Origin of the sequence: Rothia sp. HMSC064F07 (assembly GCF_001837265.1) — a bacterium.
Lineage (GTDB): Bacteria > Actinomycetota > Actinomycetes > Actinomycetales > Micrococcaceae > Rothia > Rothia mucilaginosa.
The window spans coordinates 1,112,769-1,135,833 of sequence record NZ_KV831926.1 but is presented as its reverse complement, the minus strand read 5'-3'; the positions used below and the strand labels follow the sequence as shown (position 1 = coordinate 1,135,833).

Sequence of the window (23,065 nt, the reverse complement as noted above, 5' to 3'; positions counted from 1 at the left end):
GCGGTGCTCCCGGCGAGGCGGTGGCAGGCGTGAACCTACCACCGCCAGGCACGGTCACCACGTACGTTCGCCTCGCGGGTTTAGCGACGCGGGGTTGCCAGCTCGCCGTTCAGCACGGTCGGGTGGCCAGCGTAGAAGGTTGCACGGATCGAGCCGGGCACCTCCATGTCGCGGTAGGGGTTGTTCTTACCCTTGGTAGCCTGCTCCTCCGGCTTAATCACGCGGGTTGCCTTCGGGTCGACCAGCACAATGTTTGCCGGTTCGCCTTCGGCAAGCGGGCGGCCCTGCTCGTGGTCCAGGCGACCAATCTTCGCGGGCTCCTCGGAGAGGATGCGCGCCACATCGCGCCAGGTAATCATGCCGGTGTCAACCAGGGTCATCTGGATGATGGACAGTGCCTGCTCCAGGCCGGTCATACCGTTCGCGGCGCACGCCCACTCGCATTCCTTGGTCTCTGCCGGGTGCGGTGCGTGGTCGGTACCAATCACGTCGATGATGCCGTCAGCAACTGCCTGACGCAGCGCCATGACGTCCTCTTCGGTGCGCAGCGGCGGGTTCACCTTGAAAATCGGGTCGTAGGTGCGTGCGGTCTCATCGGTGAGCAGCAGATGGTGCGGGGTTGCCTCCGCGGTCACCTTCACGCCGCGGGACTTAGCCCAGCGCACAACCTCAATGGAGCCCTTGGTGGACAGGTGGCAGATGTGCAGCTTGGAGTCCAGGTGCTCAGCCAGCAGCACGTCGCGGGCGATGATTGCCTCTTCAGCGACGGCGGGCCAGCCGGTCAGGCCCAGGTCAGCGGACACCTTACCTTCGTTCATCTGGGCGCCTTCGGTCAGGCGCGGCTCCTGCGCATGCTGCGCAATAACGCCGTCGAAGGTCTTGACGTATTCGAGGGCGCGGCGCATCACGGCGGGGTCGTACACGCACATGCCGTCGTCAGAGAAAACGCGTACGTTCGCGGTGGAGTTCGCCATGCCGCCGATGTCGGAGAGGCGCTCGCCCTTCAGACCCACGGTCACTGCGCCGATGGGCTGCACGCGGCACCATGCGGATTCCTTGCCGAGGCGGTCAACCTGCTCAACGACTGCGGCGGTGTCTGCCACGGGCATGGAGTTTGCCATGGCGAACACTGCGGTGTAGCCGCCCAGGGCTGCTGCGCGGGTGCCGGTCTCAACGGTTTCGGATGCCTCGTAGCCGGGCTGACGCAGGTGGGTGTGGATGTCGACCAGGCCGGGCAGCGCCACCTGGCCTGCCGCCTCGACGACCTGTGCGTCTGCGGCGTCAATGTTCTCTGCGATGCGGCTAATCACGCCGTCCTCGATGAGGATGTCGGCGACCTTTTCGCCGTAGAGGCTTGCGCCCTTGATCAGGTACTTGCTCATGGTGTTGGTTCCTCTCGTTAGGAAGGTCGTTTAGGATTCATCGCCGGCGTAGAGCTTGGCGCTGGAGCCGTCGGTCAGAAGCAGGTAGAGCACCGCCATGCGCAACGCCACACCGTTGCTGACCTGGCGCAGGACCCAGGAGTTGGTGGCGTCGGCGGCTTCGGTGCAGATTTCCAGGCCGCGGTTCATGGGGCCCGGGTGCAGGATTGCGACCGGCTGCGGCTGCGCCTGCAGGGTTGCGAAGCGTTCGGCGGTCAGGCCCCACAGCTCGGTGTACTCCTCTGCGGAGGGGAAGTACGCGGCGTTCATGCGTTCCTTCTGGATGCGCAGCAGCATGACGGCGTCGGGGTTGGTGGCGATGGCTTCGTCGAAGTCGTGGAAGATTTCCAGGCCGGCTTCTTCAACCCAGGAGGCGGTGTTCAGCGGCAGCAGGGTCGGCGGTGCGACGAAGACGACCTGCGCGCCGAGGGTGTGCAGCAGCCAGAGGTTGGAGCGTGCCACGCGCGAGTGCAGGATGTCGCCGACGATGAGCACGCGCATGCCGGACAGGTCGGTGCCGCGGGGGCTGTCGAGGCCGTCGCGTTCTGCCTTGTACTGGCGCAGGGATACGGCGTCGAGCAGTGCCTGGGTGGGGTGTGCGTGAGTGCCGTCGCCCGCGTTGAGTACGGGGATGTCGGTCCAGCCTGCCTCGGCGAGGCGCTGCGGTGCGCCGGATGCCGAGTGGCGGATCACGAACGCATCCGCGGCAATCGCCTTGAGGGTCTGCGCGGTGTCCTTGAGCGACTCACCCTTAGACACGGAGGAGCCAGATGCGGAGAAGTTGGTGACGGCGGCGCCCAGGCGCTTCTCTGCGGCTTCGAAGGAGAGGCGGGTTCGGGTGGAGTCCTCGAAGAAGAGGTTGACGACGGTCTTGCCATTGAGCACGTTGAGGGTGCGGTTTTCGGCTTTGACCTGCGCCATGTAGTCGGCGACGTCAAGGATTTCGATGGCTTCTTCGCGGGTTAGTTCGCGGGTGTCGAGCAGATGCTTCATGAGAGCCCTCCCAGCTGGATAATGTCAACTCGGTCTGTTGCGTTGTCGGTTTCAGTCAGTACGACGCGCACGGTTTCGCTGGCGCTGGTGGGCAGGTTTTTGCCCACGTGGTCGGCACGGATGGGTAGTTGCCGGTGTCCGCGGTCTACGAGGACTGCCAGGCGTACGAGGGCGGGTCGTCCGTGGGCGTTGAGTGCGTCGAGGGCGGCGCGTACGGTGCGGCCGGAGTAGAGGACGTCGTCAACGAGGACTACGGTTTTGCCTTCAATGCCAATGGTGGGCATGATGCTTTCCCCTGCGGTTCCTGGGGAGGTGGTGCCGCCGGTTCGCTGGTCGTCGCGGTAGGCAGTGATGTCCAGGGCGCCGATTCGTGTTTCTGCGTTGAAGTTCGGCTCGATGGCTTGGATGCGAGCGGCGAGTCGTACGGCGAGGGGCACGCCGCGGGAGCGGATGCCGATGAGTACGAGGTTTTCTACGCCTTTATTGGTTTCAATAATTTCGTAGGCGATGCGGGTGAGGGCGCGGCGGATTTCGTCCTCGCTGAGGATGGTGCGGCCGACGGTGGTCGCGTCCTCTGAGGTGCTTTGAGGGGTTGCCGAATGGGGGGCTGCGGTTAGATTTCGCCCCTGATTCGCGCCGGATGTGGGTACAGTTGACCCAGGCATAGCCGTCTCCTTCCCCGCCTCACGGGACGGATTTAAAGGTTTTGTGCTTCTAGTAGGGTACCACAGTTCACAGGCTACGTTCAGGTTCGGCGAGAGACCGCTCACGGTGAGAGGGTTGCGGGGATATTGAGGGTGCCTCTTGAAGGCGCACACCTGTAGCACGAGATAAAAATAGAAGTGGGAAGGTAGTTGAAGCACACTCAGATATACTTCAAATACCTTCCCATTTCTGAAAGCGTTAGTGCCGCGAGGGCTTGCAGTCACCTTGGATTTTGCGTCCCTTTTGAAGCGCATACACACCGTCAGGTCGACGAATCATAATGTTCTCGCGCATTTCCTCTGTTGCGAGAGAATCATCAAGAACAATAGGTTCGCCGGTTGGCCAGCGAATGCTTCCCCAGTCTTCGCAATACTGCACACGCACAATGGCGTTAGGGGTGCTCTGCCCGTTTTGGTCCGTTGAGGCAGATACTTCGACTACTTCTACATCGCGGATTTCAATCTGCCCACTGAACGACCCTTCCTGAAGTGTTTCACGTAAGTCCGCAAAACCATCCAGGGTGCTTTTAACGCCCTTCGGTTCCATATACTTAGCGAGCTCCTCTTCACTGGTATGTTCCAGATCCCCCTGCATCCAGGCATTCCGAAGGCGCACGTCTTGTTCCAACACTTGCATAGCTGCTTCTCCTGCAGCTTTTCGTGCTTCTTCTGAGTCAACAGTGGTATCAACGGCGGCACGGATTTCGACAACCTCAGAACCGGTCGGGGTGTGTGAAGGAGTAGGGGTTGCGGAAGCCTCAGCACTTGCCGATTCAGCGCTCGCGGAAGTGGAAGCGCTCGATTCTGCGTTGACCTGCGCGCCGCCGGAACAAGCGGACAGGGCGAGCATCATCGCCGCAGAGAGCGCGGCAATAGAACTACGGTTAAACATCATTGTTGGTTCTTTTCTGGTGTGTGGTTGTGTAAACCGCAGAATTATCCACGCAACAACGTGTGGAATTCAGCGGAATGTTATCGGTTGATGCCATTACCCTAACATATACCCACGGAGCACACACCCTGGCTCGCTATTTGTCCATTTTGGCAATGTTCCGTTCATATAGGTGCAGACAAGGGCATATCTGAGGTATGCATAGAGGCGCATACCGGGCACGCCGGGCGGGGGCTCCGTCCTCAAGGCGCTCAGCGCCGCAGAGGGGGCACTCCCCCGCCTGCGTTGTCCGGTGAAGCCTCAGCTGTTGCCACCAGCCCCTACCCACGGGCTCCGGTGAAGCCTCGCCTACCTTCCAAACCACGCGAGCGCATCCGCACCCAATACGGAACCCCACGCAGAACTGCACCAACCAAACGCAACCTAGACACAGAAAACCCCCGCCGTCCTGTAGCGAACTACAGTACGGCGGGGGTTTCACGTACGCTCCCCTGCGGGCGCATCCTCAACGGCAACAAACCAACCAGCCATAAAAGCTGGCGGGCAGACCGCGGCGGGACGTCTTACGCGAGCAGGGTCGGCTTCACCTGACGGAGCTTATCCAGCAGACCGTTCACGAACTTCGGAGATTCATTCGTGGACAGCACACGCGCCAGACCGACAGCCTCAGAAATTGCGACAGCATCCGGAACTTCGTCATTGTACAGAAGCTCCCACGTGCCAATACGCAGCACGGCACGGTCCACGGCGGGCATACGCTCGAAGGACCAGTCACGGGCGTAAGTCTCCACAAACTCGCGAATCTCTTCGTCGTGGTCGCGGACGCCACGAATGATTTCCTCAGAGTAAGCAGAAATCTGCGCTACCGTGTACAGTCGGCGGCGGCGGAGTACCTCAATATAATCTTCGTTGCGCTGATCCGCCTCGAAGAGCACTTCGAGGGCGCGCAATCGGGCTTTCGTACGCGAATTCATTAGTCGTTCACGCGACCGAGGTACTCACCGGTGCGGGTATCAACCTTGACCTTGGTGCCGGTCTCCAGGAACAGGGGAACCTGGATCTCGTAGCCGGTCTCAACGGTTGCGGGCTTGGTGCCGCCGGTGGAGCGGTCACCCTGCAGGCCGGGCTCGGTGTAGGTGATTTCGAGGACCACGGATGCGGGCAGCTCGATGTACAGGGGGCTGCCCTCGTGCATTGCGATGGTTGCGGTCTGGGACTCGAGCATGTAGTTTGCTGCGTCGCCAACAACGGTTGCGGGAACGTTGATCTGGTCGTAGGTCTTCATGTCCATGAAGACGTAGTCGTCGCCGTCCTGGTACAGGTACTGGTAGTCGGAGCGGTCAACGGTTGCGGTCTCAATCTTAGCGCCAGCGTTGAAGGTACGGTCGACGACCTTACCGGAGGTAACGTTGCGCAGCTTGGTGCGGACGAACGCGCCACCCTTACCGGGCTTAACGTGCTGGAACTCAACGACGGACCAGAGGTTGCCGTCAATCTTCAGGACGGCGCCGTTCTTAATATCGGTAGTGGATGCCATGGGGCTCTCCTTCGTGTCATCGACGCTCACGCCGTAGTGGTACCCGGCGAGGCGCTAAGTTTTCAATGAGCAAAAATATGTCCCGTACATTCTACAGGATGTGCACGAATTTGCCTAGCAGGGGCACCACATTTTCTGTGGCACCCCGCCCGGCTGGCGCGTATTAGCAAACACGCGCCGGGTGCATCCGGTGAATATATGGGACTCACGCCTACTCGGAGATGATCTCCTGGTAGGTCATGTACAGAATCGAGTCGTCCGGCACCTCGTAGACGCGCGGGCGAGCCAAACCGTCAAGAATGATGAAGCGCAGCAGGTTGCCGCGTGCCTTCTTGTCACGGCGCATCGCTTCGAGCAGCTGGGGCCATGCGTCTGCCTTGTAGGAGGTGGGCAGGCCCAGGGATTCGAGGATGCGGCGGGTGCGTGCCACGAGTTCTTCGTCGGCGTGGCCGGTTGCCAGCGCCAGTTCGGCGGCGTAGACCATGCCGACGGACACTGCCGCGCCGTGACGCCACTGGTAGCGTTCGTTGCGCTCGATGGCGTGGGCGAGGGTGTGGCCGTAGTTCAGGATTTCGCGGCGGCCGGATTCGCGCAGGTCCTCGGAGACGACCTCCGCCTTCACGCGCACGCTGCGTTCAATGAGCTCACGCATCACGGCGGACTGAGAGTCGCGTACGGCGTTCGGGTTCGCCTCAATCAGGTCGAGAATTTCGGGGTCTGCGATGAAGCCGCACTTGACGACCTCACCCATACCGGTCAGCAGCTCATGCTCAGGCAGGGTGCGCAGGGTGCCAATCTCGCAGAGCACCGCTGCGGGCGGCCAGAATGCGCCAACCAAGTTCTTACCCTCAGCGGTATTGATGCCGGTCTTACCGCCCACGGCAGCGTCCACCATGCCGAGCAGGGTGGTCGGAATGTGGATGACGCGCACGCCGCGCAGCCAGGTTGCCGCGACGAATCCGGCAACGTCGGTAATAGCGCCGCCACCCACGGAGATGATCGCGTCGGTGCGGGTGAAGTCGTTCTGACCGAGTACCTGCCAGCAGAACGCCGCTACCTGGTAGTGCTTTGCCTCCTCAGCGTCCGGAATTTCGGCGCTGAACGATTCGTAGCCCATGGCGCGCAGGTCTTCCATGACCAGCTCACCGGTGGAACGCAGGGCACGCGGGTGAATCACGAGCACCTTCTTGGCGCGGTTGCCCAGAATTTCGGGGATTTTACCGAGCAGGTTGTGGCCGATGAGAACCTCATAGTTCTCACGCGGGGAGCTGCCGGTCACCGGGATGCGGGTGATATCTTCCGCGCCGGAGGCACCGAAAGTGGGGGTGGGCTGAGTGCTCATCATGTGTCCTTTCACAGGTGAGGGGTTATGCTTGGGGGCGCTGCGCGCGGGAGGCGCGGGTTGCGGTCACGTACGCCTGGATTTCGGCGGTCATCTCGGTGATGGGGCGGCCGCCTCGTGCGTCCAGGGTGAAGTGCGCCAGCTCTTCGTATCGGCTGCGGCGGCGCTCAAAAATTTCGGTCCACCGCTCGACCGGGTTCGGCTGCAGCAGCGGGCGGGTCTTATTGCCGGTAATGCGCGGGGTGACGGTGTCAGCATCAACGAGGATGTACACCACGCATTCGTCTTTGAGCAGCTCCGCGACCGAGTCGGTCATGGGCGCGCCGCCTCCCAGGGAGAACACCGTGTTGCGGTACACGGGCGAGGTGAGGACCTCTTCGATGGTTTTGCGTTCGAGCTCGCGGAAATACGCCTCACCAAAAATCTCGAAGATTTCGGAGACTTCGCCGTAGCGTTCCACGATGAGCTGGTCGGCGTCGAGGAACTCGTAGCCATAGAAACGCGCAAGGTGCGTACCAATGTAGGTTTTACCTGCCGCCATGGGGCCAATGAGCACGATGGGTCGGGAGCGTTCCGCGAAGTTCTCGTGCATTTCACGCACCTGCTGCGGGTGGATGCGAGCGCCGGCGGACTCGTCTTCTGCGAGCGCTTCTGCGGGGGCGGCAAGCTCTGTGGGGACGGTGAGCTCTGCGGGTGCCACAGATCCAGCCGGGGTTGCGGGCAGCTCGGAAGCGTCGAGGGGCTTCTCCCCCGCCTGGTTCTCTTCTTCCGCGGGGGGCGCAGCGGATACTGCGGGCGCAGCAACCTGAACCTTACCGAACAGCGCCGGAGTCGGACGAACCGGCTTGGCGGGTTCAGCCGCGGGCACAGCTACAGGATGTGCAGGTGCGGCTACGGGAGCAGAAGCGGTAGCGCTCTCCCCCGCCGCCTCTGCAGGCTGAGCCTGTTTCGGAGGTGCCGGCTTGGGCGCGGCAGGCTTTGGCGTAGCGACTACTGACGGCGCGGCCGGTTTCGGAGCAGTCGGCTTGGGTGCTTCCGCCTTCGCGGGTTCCTTGCGGGGTTCCTCTTCAGCGGTGCCCATGCCCTGCAGGGCGCTGAGCAGCTTCAGGCGCAGGTCCTCATCCAGGCCGAGCGCCGGGTCGGCGTCCTCAGATACCGAGGAGGCGTACAGGCGCACACCCTGCGTGCTCGCCGCAGCGGCGGCGGGCAGGGGGCGGGCGCCAGAACGCATCAGGTCAGCGGGGGTGGGTACGCGAGAAGCCGGGCGCGCAGAAGAAACTGACGCAGAAGAAACCGAGGCGGCAGCCTCACGCGCAACAGTCTCACGAACCCCAGCGCCCGCAACCTCAACAGCCCCAGCGCCCGCAGCCTCAACACTCTGCTCAGCCGCAGCAGGTACACCGGGTTCCGCACCGGATTCTGCGCCGGTTTCCGGGCGCGGCGAAGCGCCCCCTCGCGCACGCTGCGTTGCCGCAGCAATACGCGCAAGGGGGCTCGAAGCGACCGGGCGAACACCCTGCTCCACAGAAACCTCCCCGGAACCGCGACCCTTCGCGCCGCGGCCCTCAGACTCCGCCGGAAGGGGCACTACGCGTCCCAACCAGCCACGTTAGACTCCCACGCCAGAGACGCCGGAATAGCGTCCAGGTAGGAATCCATGTTGCGGCGAGTCTCACCAATCGAGTCGCCGCCAAACTTCTCCAGTGCAGCCTCAGCGAGCACCAGGGCGACCATAGCCTCCGCCACCACGCCAGCGGCGGGAACAGCACACACGTCCGAACGCTGGTGGTGGGCGCGAGCCTCTTCACCGGTGGAAGTGTCAATGGTCTTCAAGGCCTTCGGCACGGTCGCAATGGGCTTCATTGCCGCGCGCACACGCAGCAGGTCGCCAATGCTCATGCCGCCCTCAATACCACCTGCACGGTTGGTATCGCGGGTAACGCCGTGCTCACCAATGGAAATCTCGTCGTGAGCGGCAGTGCCCGGGCGGTCAGCGGTCGCGAAACCGTCGCCAACCTCAACACCCTTAATAGCCTGAATACCCATCAGGGCTGCGGCAAGGCGCGCGTCCAGGCGGCGGTCCCAGTGCACGTACGAACCCAGTCCGGGAGGCATACCGTACGCGAGCACCTCAACCACGCCGCCGAGAGTCTCGCCGTCCTTGTGCGCCTCATCCACGCGCTGAACCATCGCGTCGGAGGTTGCCTTGTCGAAGCAACGCAGCGGGTCAGCATCCAGCTGGTCAACATTGCGGGGCGAAGGCACCGGGGCACCCTCGGGAGCGTGCACGCCACCCACAGCAACAGTGTGCGAGACCAGCTCAACACCCAGAGCCCTCAAAATCTGGGCGGCAACCACGCCAAGAGCCACGCGGGTCGCAGTCTCACGTGCGGAGGCGCGCTCCAGCACCGGGCGAGCCTCAGAGAAGTTGTACTTCTGCATACCCGCAAAATCGGCGTGACCGGGGCGCGGACGGGTCAGCGCAGCATTACGCGCACGACCCTCAATCAGCTTCGGATCCACCGGGTCGGAGCTCATCACGTCAGTCCACTTGGGCCACTCGGTGTTCGCAATCTCAATCGCGACCGGGCCGCCCTGAGTCAGGCCGTGACGCACACCGCCCAGGATGCGCACGCGGTCCTCCTCGAACTTCATGCGGGCACCGCGGCCGTAGCCGAGGCGGCGACGAGCCAGGGCGTCACGCACCATGTCGCTGGTGAGTTCCACACCGGCGGGTACGCCCTCAATAATGCCGACGAGCGCCTCGCCGTGGGATTCTCCGGCAGTGAGCCAACGCAGGGCCATAGGTTAACCTCTTTTCATCGCACCCGCACCGCAGCGCAGGAGGAAGGAATAATAATTCTTCACGTGTATAAATAGTGTATAAAATGCCTGTTTACTGAGCGAGTGAAAGCACGCTTTTTTCACGAAACGGAAGCACGAGGCGCAAGATCAACCGCCGCGCACATCGCATTCACCAAGCCCAGCAGCTCACCCTCAGACAGGGTGCAGTCGGTGAACAGCAGCACCTGCTCCACCGCCTGATACAGCAGCATCTCCAGACCAGAAACCACCGTGCCGCCGTTAGCCTCCCAAGCGCTCGCCAGCACCGAAGGCCACGGGTTATACGCAACATCGAGCAGTACCCGCCGGTGCGTTGCGGAGGCGCCCTTCAGCCCGCTCAGCTGGCTCGCCCACTCGTCCGCCGCATGGGCAGGAAGAGTAGAAATCACCGGGTGATGGCCGCGCTCCGCAAGGTTCTGCGGCAAATCAGCCAGAGAAACCTGTTCCAGCTGAACGCCCAGGCGGTCCGCCGCCTCCTGCACGCTACCGAGCTTATGCAGGGAACGGGCGTACACGCTCACACGGGAATACCCCAGCTGATGCAGAGCGGTCAGGGCGGAAATAGCGGTCGCTCCCCCACCCACAATCGCGGCAGAATCCTTGAGCGGCTGCGGCTCCAAACCGGCGTGGCGCAGCGCGTTCACAATGCCGATCACATCCGTGTTATCACCCAGCACCTTCTCACCGCGCGGATACACCGTGTTCACCGCACCGGTCACGCGGGCAGTCTCACTCAGCTCATCGCAATACTTGATGACGGCGGTCTTCAACGGCATCGTCACCGACAGACCCGCAATATACGGGGCGTCCTCCGTACCGTCCGGGTGGCGCACACCGTGCATAATCGCCGGCAAATCATCGGGCAGAGTATCGCGGCGATTATAACCCAAATTCTGCTCACCCAAAAAGTCATACGCGGCACGATGCAGTGCAGGCGACAGCGAATGCGCAATCGGGTGCCCCAGCACGTAGGCGCGGCGAAGATACGGGGCCTCACGGTACGGTTCAGTCTTCATCGATAGATACTCTTTCGCTCTCAACGCTTGGGGCTTGCGGACACGCACGCCACGAACCCGCGGTCATAGGCGCACTCTACCCATTTTAAGGGACAAACCAATATTCGGGTACAGCAAAGGCGGGCACCTCCCCCACTCTCGTGGAGGCGGTACCCGCCTCAGCAAGGAACCTTCAGTCCAAAGCTACCAAATCGTAGCTACCAGCTAAACCAATGAGCTACAACTTAGCTACAGCGGTTCGGGTGCTTAGAACACCACTGGTTGTACTCTTCAACGTAACGCTGGTGCTCAGCGTACGTGCGGGAGTACTTAGTCTCACCGGAGTCCAGGTCCACAGTCACCCAGTAGTAGTACGGGTTCTTCTCAGGAGCCGCAGCAGCCTTAATCGAAGCCAGCTGCGGGGAACCAATCGGACCCTTCGGAAGACCCTTATTCGCATAAGTGTTGTACTTATTGCTCTTATCGGCCTTCTGCTCTTCAGTCAGGTGGTACGAACGGACACCCAGACCGTAGGTCACGGTCGCATCCGACTGAATCAGGCCGGAGGTCTCACCATCGGGGTTGTTCAGGCGGTTCTCAATGATGCCTGCAACCGCCACGTAGTCCTTCGGCTGAGCCTCAAGCTCCACGATGGAGGCGATGGTCAGAACCTCAAAGATCTTCTGGTCGCCGCTCACGCCGGCTTCCTTCAGGTCAGCCTTGGTCTTATCAACCATGGTCTGGATGACCTTCTTGATGTCGGTGCCCTTCGGGAAGCGGTACTCACCCGGGTGCAGCCAACCCTCAATCGAGGGGAAGTTGCTCGGCACACCGTACTGGGTGTAGTTGCTGACCGCGTCCTCAACCTGCTTACGGGTGAACGCACCATCGGAGCCAGAAACAATCAGATCGATGGTCTCGCTCACGCGCTTACCCTGCGGAATCGCCAGGTACAGTACGTTGCTGTTCGCATCAATAATGGTCGTAATCGCGCTCGAGCTGCTCATGTGCTGCTGCAGTTCATAGGTGCCAGGCTGCAAGTACTTACCCTTGCTCTCCTTGGTGTACACCTCAATGAACTTATCAGCATCAGCAATAACGCCCGCCGCCTCAAGCTCCTGCGCCACCTGCGCGGTGGACTGGCCGGAACGAATCGTGAAGGTCACGGTCGTACCATTGCCGCCACCCGAGTAGTCACGAGTCTTGAACGGGTCGTAGCGAGTAATCAGGGCACCCGAAATGATGACCAGAGCCACGACAAACAGGGAAATTGCGCTCAGCATGATGGCGCGGCGGCGGCGCTTACGCGCACGCAACGTAGCCACCGACACGATTTCCTGTTCCATCGTGATGCCGGTGATGCCCTTACGTTCATCCTCGGCTGTCGGCCTAAAGAGGTCGAGCCCGCTCTCTTCGGGCTGTTTATTCTGTTCGGTCACTGAAGGTTCTCCGTTTCGTTGACGGCACCGACCGTGGTCCCTTCTGACTCGGACGGTCGGTTTTCTTCGTGGGCCGGATCGCTCACCTTGTACCCGGCTACGGACTGCCCCGCCTTGAGGGCATCCAGGCTGTACTGCAAAATGTTCACAGCCGCCACCTGGTCAACCATAGTCTTGAAATCTCGGCTGGAAACCCCAGCCTCGTGCAGTGCACGGTGAGCGCTCACGGTGGTGAGTCGCTCATCCACCAGCCAAATGTTAATGTGTGTTTTCTCTTCGGCATCCAGCTCGGAGCGCAGAGCCTGAGCGTACTCCCGAGCCATTTCCGTGGAGGGAGAATCCCCACCACGCATGGTCTTCGGAAGCCCGACGAAAACCTCCACCACCTCGTTCACCTCAATCAGCTTACGCAGAACGCGGCGGTCAGAGTTCTTCTTCGCGTCGCGACGCAGCGTCTTGAGCGGGGTGGCGAGAATGCCGTCGGGGTCGCTGAGGGCGGTGCCGACGCGGGCATTACCCACATCGACACCCATCCGCACTCCGCGCTGGAATTCTGCCATGTTTAGGCCTGAGCCTGTGCGATAGCGTCGCGGACAGCGTCCAGTGCAGCACCAATCTTGGATGCGTCCTGGCCACCACCCTGAGCGACGTCGTCCTTACCGCCGCCACCACCGCCGAGAACACCGGCAGCAACGCGGACCAGAGCGCCAGCCTTCACGCCAGCCTCACGAGCACCCTCGTTGGTTGCCACCAGGACGACGGGGCGGCCATTAGCCACACCCACCACGGCGACAACAGCAGCCTCGGAGCCGAAGCGCGAACGCAGATCCAGAGCCAGGTCACGAACGCCGTTAGCGTCCAGTTCGCCAGCGTCATGCGCCAGAACGCGAACAGAACCGATGGTCTGTGCGTTCTCCAGCAGCTTGCCAGCCTCAGCCTGCAGCTTCTCGCGGCGCAGCTGAGCCAGTTCCTTCTCAGCCGCCTTCAGCTTAGCCAGAGTCTGGTTAATCTTCTCCGGCAGATCAGCGGAAGACTGAACCTTCATCAGGCCGGTCAGCTGGTTCACCAGGGTACGCTCAGCAGCCAGGTGGTTGAAGGAATCCAGACCCACCAGAGCCTCAACACGGCGGTTACCGGAGCCAACAGAGCCCTCGGTCAGCAGGGTCAGCGAACCAATCTCAGCGGACGAACCAACGTGGGTACCACCGCACAGCTCGCGGGAGAACTCGCCGCCGATCTCAACAACACGCACCACGTCGCCGTACTTCTCGCCGAAGAGGCTCATAGCGCCCAGAGCCTTAGCCTCAGCCAGCGGCATCTCACGAGTAATCACCTCGTGGTTATCGCGGATCGCGAGGTTAGCAACCTCTTCAACCTCACGCTTAGCGGACTCGGACAGGCCCTCGCCCCACGCGAAGTCGAAGCGCAGGTAGCCTTCCTTGTTGAAAGAGCCACGCTGAGTAGCCTCGTTGCCGAGCACCTGGTGCAGGGCAGCGTGAATGATGTGGGTACCGGAGTGTGCCTTCTCACCGTCGCGGCGGCGCTGAACATCAACCTGTGCCACAACATCGGCACCGGTGTGAACCTCACCCTCACGCACAACGGCGCGGTGAACGCTCAGGCCCTTCACGGGCTGCTGAACGTCCTGAACGTCAATGATGAAGCCGTTGCCGGTAATGACACCGGTATCAGCTGCCTGGCCACCAGCCTCCGCGTAGAACGGGGTCTCGTCCAGAACAACCTCAATCTTGTCGCCAGCCTTAGCGGCGGGAACCGAAACGCCGTCCACCAGGATTGCACGCAGCTTAGTCTCAGTACGCAGCTCGGTGTAACCGGTGAAGATGGAGCCGCGCTCGTCCACAAGCTTACGCAGCTCGGACAGGTCAGCGAACGCACCCTTCTTCGCCTTAGCGTCAGCCTGCGCACGGTGACGCTGCTCAGCCATCAGCTCGCGGAAGGACTTCTCATCCACCTTCACGCCAGCCTCAGCAGCCATCTCCAGGGTCAGGTCAATCGGGAAGCCGTAGGTGTCGTGCAGAGCAAACGCCTCAGCACCAGAAACAGCGTTGGAGCCGTCCTTCTTAGCGGCAGCAACAGCCTCTTCCAGACGCTCAGTACCGGTCTCAATGGTGTGCAGGAACGCCTTCTCCTCAGCGTACGCAATGCGCGAAATACGCTCGAAGTCGTCAGCAACATACGGGAACGCACCCTTCATCGCATCACGCGAAGCCGGGAACAGTACGGGCAGGCAGGGCTCAGTAACGCCCAGCAGACGCATCGCACGAATCGCACGGCGCATCAGACGGCGCAGAATGTAGCCGCGACCCTCGTTGGAGGGGGTCACGCCATCAGCAATCAGCATCAGCGAGGAACGGATGTGGTCAGCCACCACGCGCATACGCACGTCATCCTCGTAGCCCTCGTCCTCAGCGGACTCGGAGCCGTGGTACTTCTTACCGGACAGCTTAGAAGCAGCGTCCAGAACGGGGCGAACCTGGTCGGTCTCGTAGAAGTTCTCAACACCCTGCAGCAACATGGCAAGACGCTCAACGCCCAGACCGGTATCGATGTTCTTCTTCGGCAAATCACCCAGAATCTCGAAGTCATCCTTGCCGATGCCCTCGCCACGCTGGTACTGCATGAACACAAGGTTCCAAATCTCAATGTAACGGTCGTCGTCAGCCGCCGGGCCGCCTTCCTTACCGTAGGCGGGGCCACGGTCGTAGAAGATCTCCGAGTCGGGGCCTGCGGGGCCGGGCTGACCGGTGGACCAGTAGTTTTCCTTCATACCCATACGCTGAATACGCTCAGCCGGGAAGCCCACCTTGTTGTGCCAAATGTCGAAGGCCTCATCGTCACCCTCATAAATGGTGACCCACAGGCGCTCCGGATCCAGGCCGAAACCGCCCTTATCCTGAGGGGTGGTCAGCAGCTCGTAAGCAAACGGAATCGCCTGCTCCTTGAAGTAATCACCGAACGAGAAGTTACCAGCCATCTGGAAGAAGGTACCGTGACGCGCAGTCTTACCGACCTCTTCAATATCCAGGGTGCGGATGCACTTCTGCACGCTGGTCGCGCGGGAGAACGGAGGGGTCTCACGGCCCAGGAAGTAGGGAATGAACGGCACCATACCGGCGATGGTGAACATAGCGCCGGGCTCGTTCGAAATCAGCGATGCCGAAGGCACCACAGTATGGCCGCGGGAAGCGAAGAAATCGATCCAGCGCTTAGAAATCTCCTGTGAGAGCATCTCGTTCCTTAGAGTAATCTGTGCGAAATTCTAAATTAGTCTACTGACCTATGGTGCCTGTCCGAGAGCAAAATGGCTAATCGAGCCAGTCTCGTACCGTGGTTAACGGACAAAAGCACCACCTTTAAAAACCTAGTTGAAGAAGCCGTCGCCGAGCTGACGGTCACGCGCAATACGCTGCTCACGCGCTCGCTTCTGAGCCTCTTCCAAGGAGGCAATCTCAGCCTCCACCTCAATGAGTTCACGCTCAGCCAGGCGGCGGTTCGTGGATTCAATCTCAGCCGAGCTCATCTGGCGGTCCCACGTATCCAGGGAGCCAGGACGCAGATCCTGCTTCTGGCGCTCCACCTTAGCGTTGAGCTCCATCTCCTTCTCCTGCATGCCTTCACGCACGCGGGCGGCGAACTCAACAGCACGCAACGCATACGGCTGCAGGGGCTTGCCAATCGGCGAATCGAAGAACTTTCCCATCTGAGACTCCGGGTTGAGGGCAAGCTCACCATGCTCACGCATGAGCAGGGCGCTGCCGGGGGTACGCTGAGCAGGTTCGGAGGTGGTGGCACGCCTGGAAGCGAAGTAACCAACCGCCGCTCCGGCGCCGAGCAGAAGAGCTGAACGAAGCAGACCCATTAGTTCTCACCGCCTGCAGAGTAAGAGGACTGTGCCGAACCGTACTGACCACCAGCGTGGGTGTTGCCAGCGGTGCCGTGTGCATCGCCGGTCTTGCCGCCGCGGAACGCCTGACGCACACCGTACGAGAAGGACGCAACCTTAATCAGCGGCTGACCCACAGTCGAGGTCACCAGCGAGGACAGCGCAGAAACGTTCGCGGACGCATCCGAAACGTTCGAGGTGATGTCGTCAACCTTCTCCAGCTGCTCATTGGTGGTCACCACAGTGCGGGTCACCTCTTCAATGAGGGGGCCGGTGCTCTGGTTCAGCGAACGAATCGTCACGATAAGCTCATCAAACACCTTAGTCAGGCGAATAATGGGTAACGCAAGAAGAGCCACCAGAATCGCAAAAACTCCTGCTGCAATCAGGCCCGCAATATCTCCGCCGGTCATCTATAACCCCATTCCGCTCAATGCATGATGCTTATCAATAGTCGTACAAGGCTGGACGCCACCGTGGCGTACAGCCGGATCGTGCATACAGTTCAGGACTGTATACACAGCTCAATCCCCTATTTTAGTCGAAAAATCCTTCAAGCGCCCCCTAAACTCTCATGAAACTCCCAGCGACGGAAGATTCACAGGTTCAGCGGCACCACTGCCCTGTAGTGTATATACCCCAAAAAACCCGCGCGTTAAACGGGAACAACCCGCCCCCACCGAACGGTGCAGGACGGGTTGCTTCTCGAAAAATCGAGATTATGCCAGACGCGAGTAGTACTCAACGACCAGCTGCTCGTCGCAGATCACGGGGATCTCTTCGCGCTTGGGCTTGCGCTCAAGCTTTGCGTGCAGCTTCTCGATCTCAACGTTCAGGTATGCGGGAACCTCGGGCAGAACTGCCTGGTGCTCGCCTGCAGCCGCAGCCTGGAAGGGGGTGGTCTTCTCAGCCTTGGGGTGAACGTGGATCAGCTGGCCGGGCTTGACGTGGAACGAGGGGCGGTCCACGCGAACGCCGTCAACCATGATGTGACGGTGAACAACCATCTGACGTGCCTGTGCAATGGTGCGGGCGAAGCCTGCACGCAGAACCAGAGCGTCGAGGCGGGTCTCGAGCAGCTCGACCATGTTCTTACCGGTCTGGCCCTCGGTACGCTTTGCCTCGAGGTATGCGCGGCGCATCTGTGCCTCGCGGATGTTGTACTGAGCGCGCAGACGCTGCTTTTCCTTCAGCTGGGTAGCGTAGTTGGAGTCAGCCTTCTTGCGGGCACGGCCGTGCTGGCCGGGGCCGTAAGGACGACGCTCGAGGTACTTTTCTGCCTTCGGGGTCAGTGCAATGCCCAGGGCACGGGACTGACGCACGGTACGGCGGGTGCGGTTGTGCTTAGCCACAATCTACCTTTCTATGTGAGGCTCCTGCACCCTCACGGGTGGGGCCTCGGTCTGTTGAATACTGGCCTCCTCGGTTGACCCCGCCGGAATCCGTACGCGACCGATTCGGTCGTTGCTGTACGGCGGTGGGGCGGAGAGCTCGGGGCAGAGTACCCCGCAGCTACATTACTGACGCTCGCACGAATGCGGGCATAGTAATTGCCAGACCCGTCAAGCTTACCGGATACACCCGGGCTTTACCAGCCTTTTGGGAAATCTTTGGTTCAAATCACTGTGCGTGTGGGTTTTCGACACTTACCCACACGACCCCACAGGAATTATTTATGCCAGTCAGAGCTATTTAGGTGCGACTTCCCCGAAAAATTGCGGCGCTAAGATGTTGGATTGTAATCATTTCGTTATTTTTAACCTGTGTCTTTATGGGAATAGCTTGAATCAGACCCCCATATCGCCTAGACTAGAAACCATAACAAGCTTGGCGTCCGCCCTTCCGGGAAGGCCGACAGCCAAGACGTCTATCACAACTCAAAACTCTGACGCGGTGCGCAGTACTACCGAGGTACTACGCACCGCTTTCTGTTTGCGCTCAGCCCTATACGGTTGCTTGCTCTATACGGCTACCTGCCTGCCGAGGCGCGCCACTCCCCCGGTGGTCAGCACTCAAAGTAGTAGACGGCTCGATGGGAGCCACGTAAGCTAACGGGTCGTATCCTGCACCGGAGCCGCATCCAAAATACGGCGGATACGCTCACGACGCTCCGTCAACGTACGCTCAAAACCGTGCTGCGTCGGCTCGTAGTAGACCGTGCCGCGCAGAGTATCCGGCAGGTACTGCTGTGCCGCCACATGCCCCGGCTCATCATGCGCATAAATGTACCCCACGCCGTGACCAAACTGCTTAGCCCCCGCATAATGACCATCACGCAAATGCACCGGAACCTGACCCGAAGCGCCCGCACGCACATCCGCAATCGCGCGGTTAATCGCGTTATACGCCGCGTTTGACTTCGGCGCGAGCGCACAATAAATCACCGCCTGCGAGAGGATAATACGCGCCTCCGGCATGCCCACCAGCGCCACCGACTGCGCCGCAGCCGTCGCCACCTGCAACGCCTGCGGATCAGCCAGACCAATATCCTCACTCGCCAAAATCATGATGCGACGCGCCACGAAACGCGGATCCTCGCCGCCCTCCAGCATGCGCGCCAAGTAGTGCACCGCGGCATCCGCATCAGAGCCGCGCATGGACTTAATGAAAGCGCTGACCACGTCATAATGCTGATCACCCGAACGGTCGTAGCGAATCGCGGCGCGGTCCACCGCCTCCGTAGCATGCGCCAGGGTGATGCGCACGGGCGCGGCAGGGTCAGCCTCTTCGGCACCGGTTTCTGCGGGGCCAGTTTCTGCAGGGGCATTTCCCGCAGCTTCAGCCTCGCTAAACGCAATCGCAGCTGCCGCCTCCAGCGAGGTCAGGGAGCGGCGAGCGTCGCCTCCAGAAACCGCCGCGAGGTGGGCACGCGCATCCTCATCAATGACCGCCGCGCCACCAAAACCACGCGGATCAGCCAATGCACGATCAATCAGACGCTCAATATCGGACTGCTCCAGCGAATGAACCCGCAACAGTAGCGAGCGCGAGAGCAGCGGCGAAATAATGCTGAACGACGGGTTCTCCGTCGTGGCCGCCACCAGAATCACCCAGCGGTTCTCCACGCCGGGCAGGAGCGCATCCTGCTGAGCCTTCGTAAAACGGTGAATCTCGTCGAGGAAGAGCACGGTGGTCGTGCCGTACATGTCGCGGTCGAGTAGCGCCTGATCCATGACCGCACGCACGTCCTTCACGCCCGCGGTAATCGCCGAAAGCTCCACGAACTTACGACCCGGCGCGCGCGCAATCACATGCGCCAGGGTGGTCTTACCCGTACCCGGCGGGCCGTACAAAATCACCGAGGACGGGCCAGCCGGGCCGGCATTCTCCCCCGCCAACACGCGCAGAGGCGCACCCGGAGTCAGCAGATGCTCCTGGCCGAGGACCTCATCAATCGTGCGCGGACGCATACGCACCGCCAACGGCGCACGAGACGCCGAACGGGCAGAGCGCGCACGCGACGCAGAGGCACGCGAGGAGGCGGGCTCCTCAGCGGGCGCACCAATCAGGCTCACGCGGTCCCCGTCATCGGGCAACTCAAGATCAAAGAGGGAATCAGCCATAGTCTTACTCTATCGTTTCACAGGCTTGAGGTGGGCGCGGGGTATGGACTTACGGGTGCGGATTTAGCTCGCGGCGTGACGCCACACGGGTTTTCGATAGGTTAGTGTCTTCGCCGTGGGTTTTAAACCCCGGGACAATCCACTAACCTATCGAAAGCGCCGGCCTAGAGGGTCTCACTATCGAGAATCAGGGTCACCGGGCCGTCATTGACCAGCTCCACCTGCATGTCCGCACCGAACACGCCGGTCTCCACGTGCAGGCCACGCTCACGCAGCGCCTGAACATAGTCGTTGAACAGCGGCTCACTCACCGCGCCGGGCGCAGCGGCAGACCAGGAGGGGCGGCGGCCCTTCTTCGCATCCCCGTACAGGGTGAACTGGCTGACCGCCAGCACGGGTGCGCCCTCATCGAGCAGGGACTTCTCCCCCTCCAGCAGGCGCAGGTTCGCGGTCTTATCGGCAAGCTTCGCAATCTGCGCCGCACCGTCACCGTGCGTGATACCGACCAGCACCAGGTAGCCGGGCTGCTCAATCGCGCCGACCGTCTCACCCGCCACGCGCACCGCCGCGCGGGTCACGCGCTGAATAACTACTCGCATCGTTCACCTTTCAACTTGGAGCCGGCCTTCACCGGGCTCATACATCTCTTTCGACGCCACTCTCGGCGGCTGGTTTAGGGGAGCCGCAGTTCTAGAGGCAACCGCCTCAGAGCACACCGCGCAGCTGCACGGCACGCAAAAACTGGTTCGCCGCCCGCGGGGTACGAAACTCAATAAAACGCTTCTGCAGATGCTGCCCGCGAGCCTCCGCCAGCAACTCCCCGACGTGCGGGTAGCTCCTCCACGTGTACCGAATCATGTTGTCCGGGTCGCGCAGAATATTCTTCAGCGGCGGCTCCACATTATCAGCCCACAGCCTCTGACCCGTCACCGCACGGCGCACCGTCCGGCGAACCACACGCCACATGACCAACGCACGGCTATAGCGTAGGTAAATCACCACATCCGCACGCTCCAGCAGGCGGCCGCGCACCTGCGGATACTGCCACTCCGTAATCCACGCAGGCCGCTCAATGAGCGCCTGAACATCCGCCTCAAAACTAGGGCGCGGAGTCCAGTTCGGCCCCCAATGCAACGAGTCCATCTCCGTATGCGGAATGTCCAGGAGGCGCCCCAACCGCGCCGCAAACGTCGTCTTACCGCTACCGCTCGGGCCGGCAATCAGAATACGCATGCTCCCCTCCCCCTTGGATAGTACACAAATCGGCACGCACGCCAGTTGATACAAAAGGTGGGCTGCGACCCTGCACCAGCAGAATACACAGCCCACCCTCAACGGCGACCCCGGCACAACTCAACGCCCGCCGGGCCCACGCCGCACAGCCCGCACCCCCTACGGGGCGCACGACCAAAGACTAGAGAAGATTACTCCTCGTCCTTCTTCTTCGGCTTGAAATCAACGCCAGCTTCCTTACGCTGCTCCGGAGTAATCGGTGCAGGAGCCGCAGTCAGCGGATCGAAACCATTACCGGTCTTCGGGAACGCAATAACTTCGCGGATCGAATCAACGCCAGCCAGCAGAGACACAATACGGTCCCAACCGAACGCAATACCACCCATGGGCGGTGCGCCGTACTTGAACGCATCCAGCAGGAAGCCGAACTTCTCCTGAGCCTCTTCCTCACCAATGCCCATCACAGCGAACACGCGTTCCTGCACGTCACGGCGGTGAATACGGATCGAACCGCCACCAATCTCGTTACCGTTGCAGACAATGTCGTAAGCGTACGCCAGAGCCGAGCCCGGGTCAGTATCGAAGGTGTCCAGGAACTCGGGCTTCGGGGAGGTGAAGGCGTGGTGCACGGCGGTCCACGCGGAGTGGCCCAGAGCCACGTCACCGGACTCAGTAGCCTCAGCAGAAGACTCGAACATGGGAGCATCAACAACCCACACGAAGGACCACTCGCCGTCCTTAATCAGGCCGGTACGGTGACCAATCTCAACACGAGCAGCACCCAGCAGCGCACGGGAAGCCTTAGCCTCACCAGCAGCGAAGAAGATGCAGTCGCCGGGCTTCGCGCCGGTAGCCTCAGCCAGGCCAGCACGCTCAGCGTCAGTAATATTCTTAGCAACCGGACCGGTCAGCTCACCATCCTCCTGAATGAGGACATACGCCAGGCCCTTAGCGCCGCGCTGCTTAGCCCACTCCTGCCAAGCGTCCAGGGTACGGCGAGGCTGAGAAGCACCACCGGGCATCACAACAGCACCCACGTAAGGAGCCTTGAACACGCGGAAAGTGGTGTCCTTGAAGTACTCGGTCAGCTCAGTCAGCTCCAGACCAAAACGCAGGTCAGGCTTGTCCGAACCGTACTTCTCCATCGCATCCTTGTAGGTCATGCGCTGAATCGGGCGGGGAACCTTCACATCAATCAGGTTCCACACAGCCTCAACGATGCGCTCGCCCAGCTCAATGATGTCTTCCTGATCAACGAACGACGCCTCAATGTCCAGCTGAGTGAACTCAGGCTGACGGTCCGCACGGAAATCCTCATCACGGTAGCAACGAGCAATCTGGTAGTACTTCTCAATACCGCCCACCTGCAGCAGCTGCTTGAACAGCTGCGGGGACTGTGGCAGAGCATACCAAGAACCCGGAGCCAGACGAGCCGGCACCAGGAAGTCACGCGCACCCTCAGGGGTGGAACGAGTCAGGGTCGGGGTCTCAACCTCAATGTAGCCGTCCTCAGCCAGCAGGTTGCGTGCCGCACGGTTCGCGTCCGAACGCAGGCGCATGATGCGAGCCGGCTCCGGGCGGCGAAGGTCCAGGTAGCGGTAGCGCAGGCGCGCCTCCTCACCCACCTCAACGTGCTCGTCAATCTGGAAAGGCAGCGGAGCAGCAGTGTTCAGCACCTCAACGGCGGACACCTCAACCTCAATCTCGCCAGTCGCCAGGTTCGGGTTCTCGTTACCCTCCGGGCGCTTAGTCACCAGACCGGTCACACGCAGCACATACTCGTTGCGCAGGTGCTCAAAATCAGCCTCATTGTGGAAAACACACTGGGTGACACCCTCACGGTCACGCAGGTCAACGAAGGCGACGCCACCGTGGTCGCGGCGGCGAGCCACCCAACCGGTCAGGGTAACAGTCTCTCCAATATTTGCGGCGGTCAGCTCGCCGTTGGTGTGAGTGCGAAGCACAGACATTCCTTTCATAGCGGGCACCTCACGACTATAGACAGTAGCCGGGTACACGCGGTTGATGATATGCGCACACTGCGTGCGCCTCATATATTGTATCCCCTCCGGGCAGGTCGATGGCGGGTCGGGGCAAGTCAGGCACCAGAAAATGGGGCGCGGAGGCGGGATGCGGGTAGGGCGGCAGGTTCGTGGGTGTCTGCGGTCGATAGGTTAGTGTCTTCGCCGTGGGTCTTT

20 protein-coding genes are annotated in these 23,065 nt (G+C 61.2%); all 20 read right to left on the bottom strand.

Features of this window, described 5'->3' with window-relative positions:
- Positions 1-80: 80 nt before the first annotated feature.
- Complete coding sequence (locus tag HMPREF2712_RS06970) at positions 81-1,382, bottom strand: dihydroorotase (RefSeq protein ID WP_070506251.1); 1,302 nt, start codon at positions 1,380-1,382, stop codon at positions 81-83.
- Between the two features lie 30 nt (positions 1,383-1,412).
- Positions 1,413-2,414 (bottom strand): aspartate carbamoyltransferase catalytic subunit, encoded by a 1,002-nt coding sequence (locus HMPREF2712_RS06965; protein WP_049352494.1) that lies wholly within the window; start codon positions 2,412-2,414, stop codon positions 1,413-1,415.
- Positions 2,411-3,079, bottom strand: coding sequence for a bifunctional pyr operon transcriptional regulator/uracil phosphoribosyltransferase PyrR (gene pyrR / locus HMPREF2712_RS06960; RefSeq protein ID WP_070819596.1), 669 nt, complete (start codon positions 3,077-3,079; stop codon positions 2,411-2,413). Before pyrR ends, HMPREF2712_RS06965 begins: the two co-directional genes overlap by 4 nt.
- A gap of 238 nt (positions 3,080-3,317) precedes the next feature.
- A complete protein-coding gene (locus HMPREF2712_RS06955; protein ID WP_005508727.1) occupies positions 3,318-4,013 on the bottom strand; it encodes a hypothetical protein in 696 nt (231 codons plus the stop codon).
- A gap of 560 nt (positions 4,014-4,573) precedes the next feature.
- The gene (gene nusB / locus HMPREF2712_RS06950) at positions 4,574-4,984 is read right to left on the bottom strand and encodes a transcription antitermination factor NusB (RefSeq protein WP_005505934.1); all 411 of its coding nucleotides are present in this window, start codon (positions 4,982-4,984) and stop codon (positions 4,574-4,576) included.
- Positions 4,984-5,547 (bottom strand): elongation factor P, encoded by a 564-nt coding sequence (gene efp, locus HMPREF2712_RS06945; protein ID WP_005505932.1) that lies wholly within the window; start codon positions 5,545-5,547, stop codon positions 4,984-4,986. The genes nusB and efp overlap by 1 nt, the downstream gene beginning before the upstream one ends.
- Before the next feature lie 211 nt (positions 5,548-5,758).
- Entirely contained in the window at positions 5,759-6,889 is a 1,131-nt protein-coding gene (gene aroB, locus HMPREF2712_RS06940; protein ID WP_049352486.1) for a 3-dehydroquinate synthase, read from the bottom strand.
- A gap of 25 nt (positions 6,890-6,914) precedes the next feature.
- Entirely contained in the window at positions 6,915-8,477 is a 1,563-nt protein-coding gene (locus HMPREF2712_RS06935) for a shikimate kinase (protein WP_070819595.1), read from the bottom strand.
- Positions 8,477-9,694, bottom strand: a complete 1,218-nt coding sequence (gene aroC, locus HMPREF2712_RS06930; protein WP_070819594.1) for a chorismate synthase — start codon at positions 9,692-9,694, stop codon at positions 8,477-8,479. Before aroC ends, HMPREF2712_RS06935 begins: the two co-directional genes overlap by 1 nt.
- A 119-nt stretch (positions 9,695-9,813) precedes the next feature.
- Complete coding sequence (locus tag HMPREF2712_RS06925) at positions 9,814-10,749, bottom strand: shikimate dehydrogenase (RefSeq protein WP_070819593.1); 936 nt, start codon at positions 10,747-10,749, stop codon at positions 9,814-9,816.
- Positions 10,750-10,973: 224 nt separating this feature from the next.
- Positions 10,974-12,167, bottom strand: coding sequence for an endolytic transglycosylase MltG (gene mltG, locus HMPREF2712_RS06920; protein WP_070819592.1), 1,194 nt, complete (start codon positions 12,165-12,167; stop codon positions 10,974-10,976).
- Positions 12,164-12,727: a Holliday junction resolvase RuvX gene (gene ruvX / locus HMPREF2712_RS06915; RefSeq protein ID WP_012903482.1), complete on the bottom strand. Its 564-nt coding sequence runs from the start codon at positions 12,725-12,727 to the stop codon at positions 12,164-12,166. The genes mltG and ruvX overlap by 4 nt, the downstream gene beginning before the upstream one ends.
- Positions 12,728-12,729: 2 nt before the next feature.
- Complete coding sequence (gene alaS / locus HMPREF2712_RS06910; protein WP_070604321.1) at positions 12,730-15,417, bottom strand: alanine--tRNA ligase; 2,688 nt, start codon at positions 15,415-15,417, stop codon at positions 12,730-12,732.
- A 132-nt stretch (positions 15,418-15,549) separates the two neighbouring features.
- On the bottom strand, positions 15,550-16,047 hold the full coding sequence (locus HMPREF2712_RS06905; protein WP_070616387.1) for a peptide chain release factor 4: 498 nt from the start codon (positions 16,045-16,047) through the stop codon (positions 15,550-15,552).
- A complete protein-coding gene (locus HMPREF2712_RS06900; protein ID WP_012903480.1) occupies positions 16,047-16,484 on the bottom strand; it encodes a DUF948 domain-containing protein in 438 nt (145 codons plus the stop codon). Before HMPREF2712_RS06900 ends, HMPREF2712_RS06905 begins: the two co-directional genes overlap by 1 nt.
- 306 nt (positions 16,485-16,790) lie before the next feature.
- A complete protein-coding gene (gene rpsD, locus HMPREF2712_RS06895; RefSeq protein ID WP_005505914.1) occupies positions 16,791-17,423 on the bottom strand; it encodes a 30S ribosomal protein S4 in 633 nt (210 codons plus the stop codon).
- A gap of 696 nt (positions 17,424-18,119) precedes the next feature.
- Complete coding sequence (locus HMPREF2712_RS06890; RefSeq protein ID WP_070819591.1) at positions 18,120-19,634, bottom strand: replication-associated recombination protein A; 1,515 nt, start codon at positions 19,632-19,634, stop codon at positions 18,120-18,122.
- A 164-nt stretch (positions 19,635-19,798) separates the two neighbouring features.
- Positions 19,799-20,233 carry a D-aminoacyl-tRNA deacylase gene (dtd, locus tag HMPREF2712_RS06885; RefSeq protein ID WP_049327228.1) on the bottom strand — a complete coding sequence of 145 codons (435 nt, stop codon included), beginning with the start codon at positions 20,231-20,233 and terminating at the stop codon, positions 19,799-19,801.
- Between the two features lie 106 nt (positions 20,234-20,339).
- The gene (locus HMPREF2712_RS06880) at positions 20,340-20,867 is read right to left on the bottom strand and encodes a P-loop NTPase family protein (RefSeq protein WP_070634028.1); all 528 of its coding nucleotides are present in this window, start codon (positions 20,865-20,867) and stop codon (positions 20,340-20,342) included.
- A gap of 191 nt (positions 20,868-21,058) precedes the next feature.
- On the bottom strand, positions 21,059-22,831 hold the full coding sequence (gene aspS, locus HMPREF2712_RS06875; RefSeq protein WP_049354685.1) for an aspartate--tRNA ligase: 1,773 nt from the start codon (positions 22,829-22,831) through the stop codon (positions 21,059-21,061).
- Between the last annotated feature and the right edge of the window lie 234 nt (positions 22,832-23,065).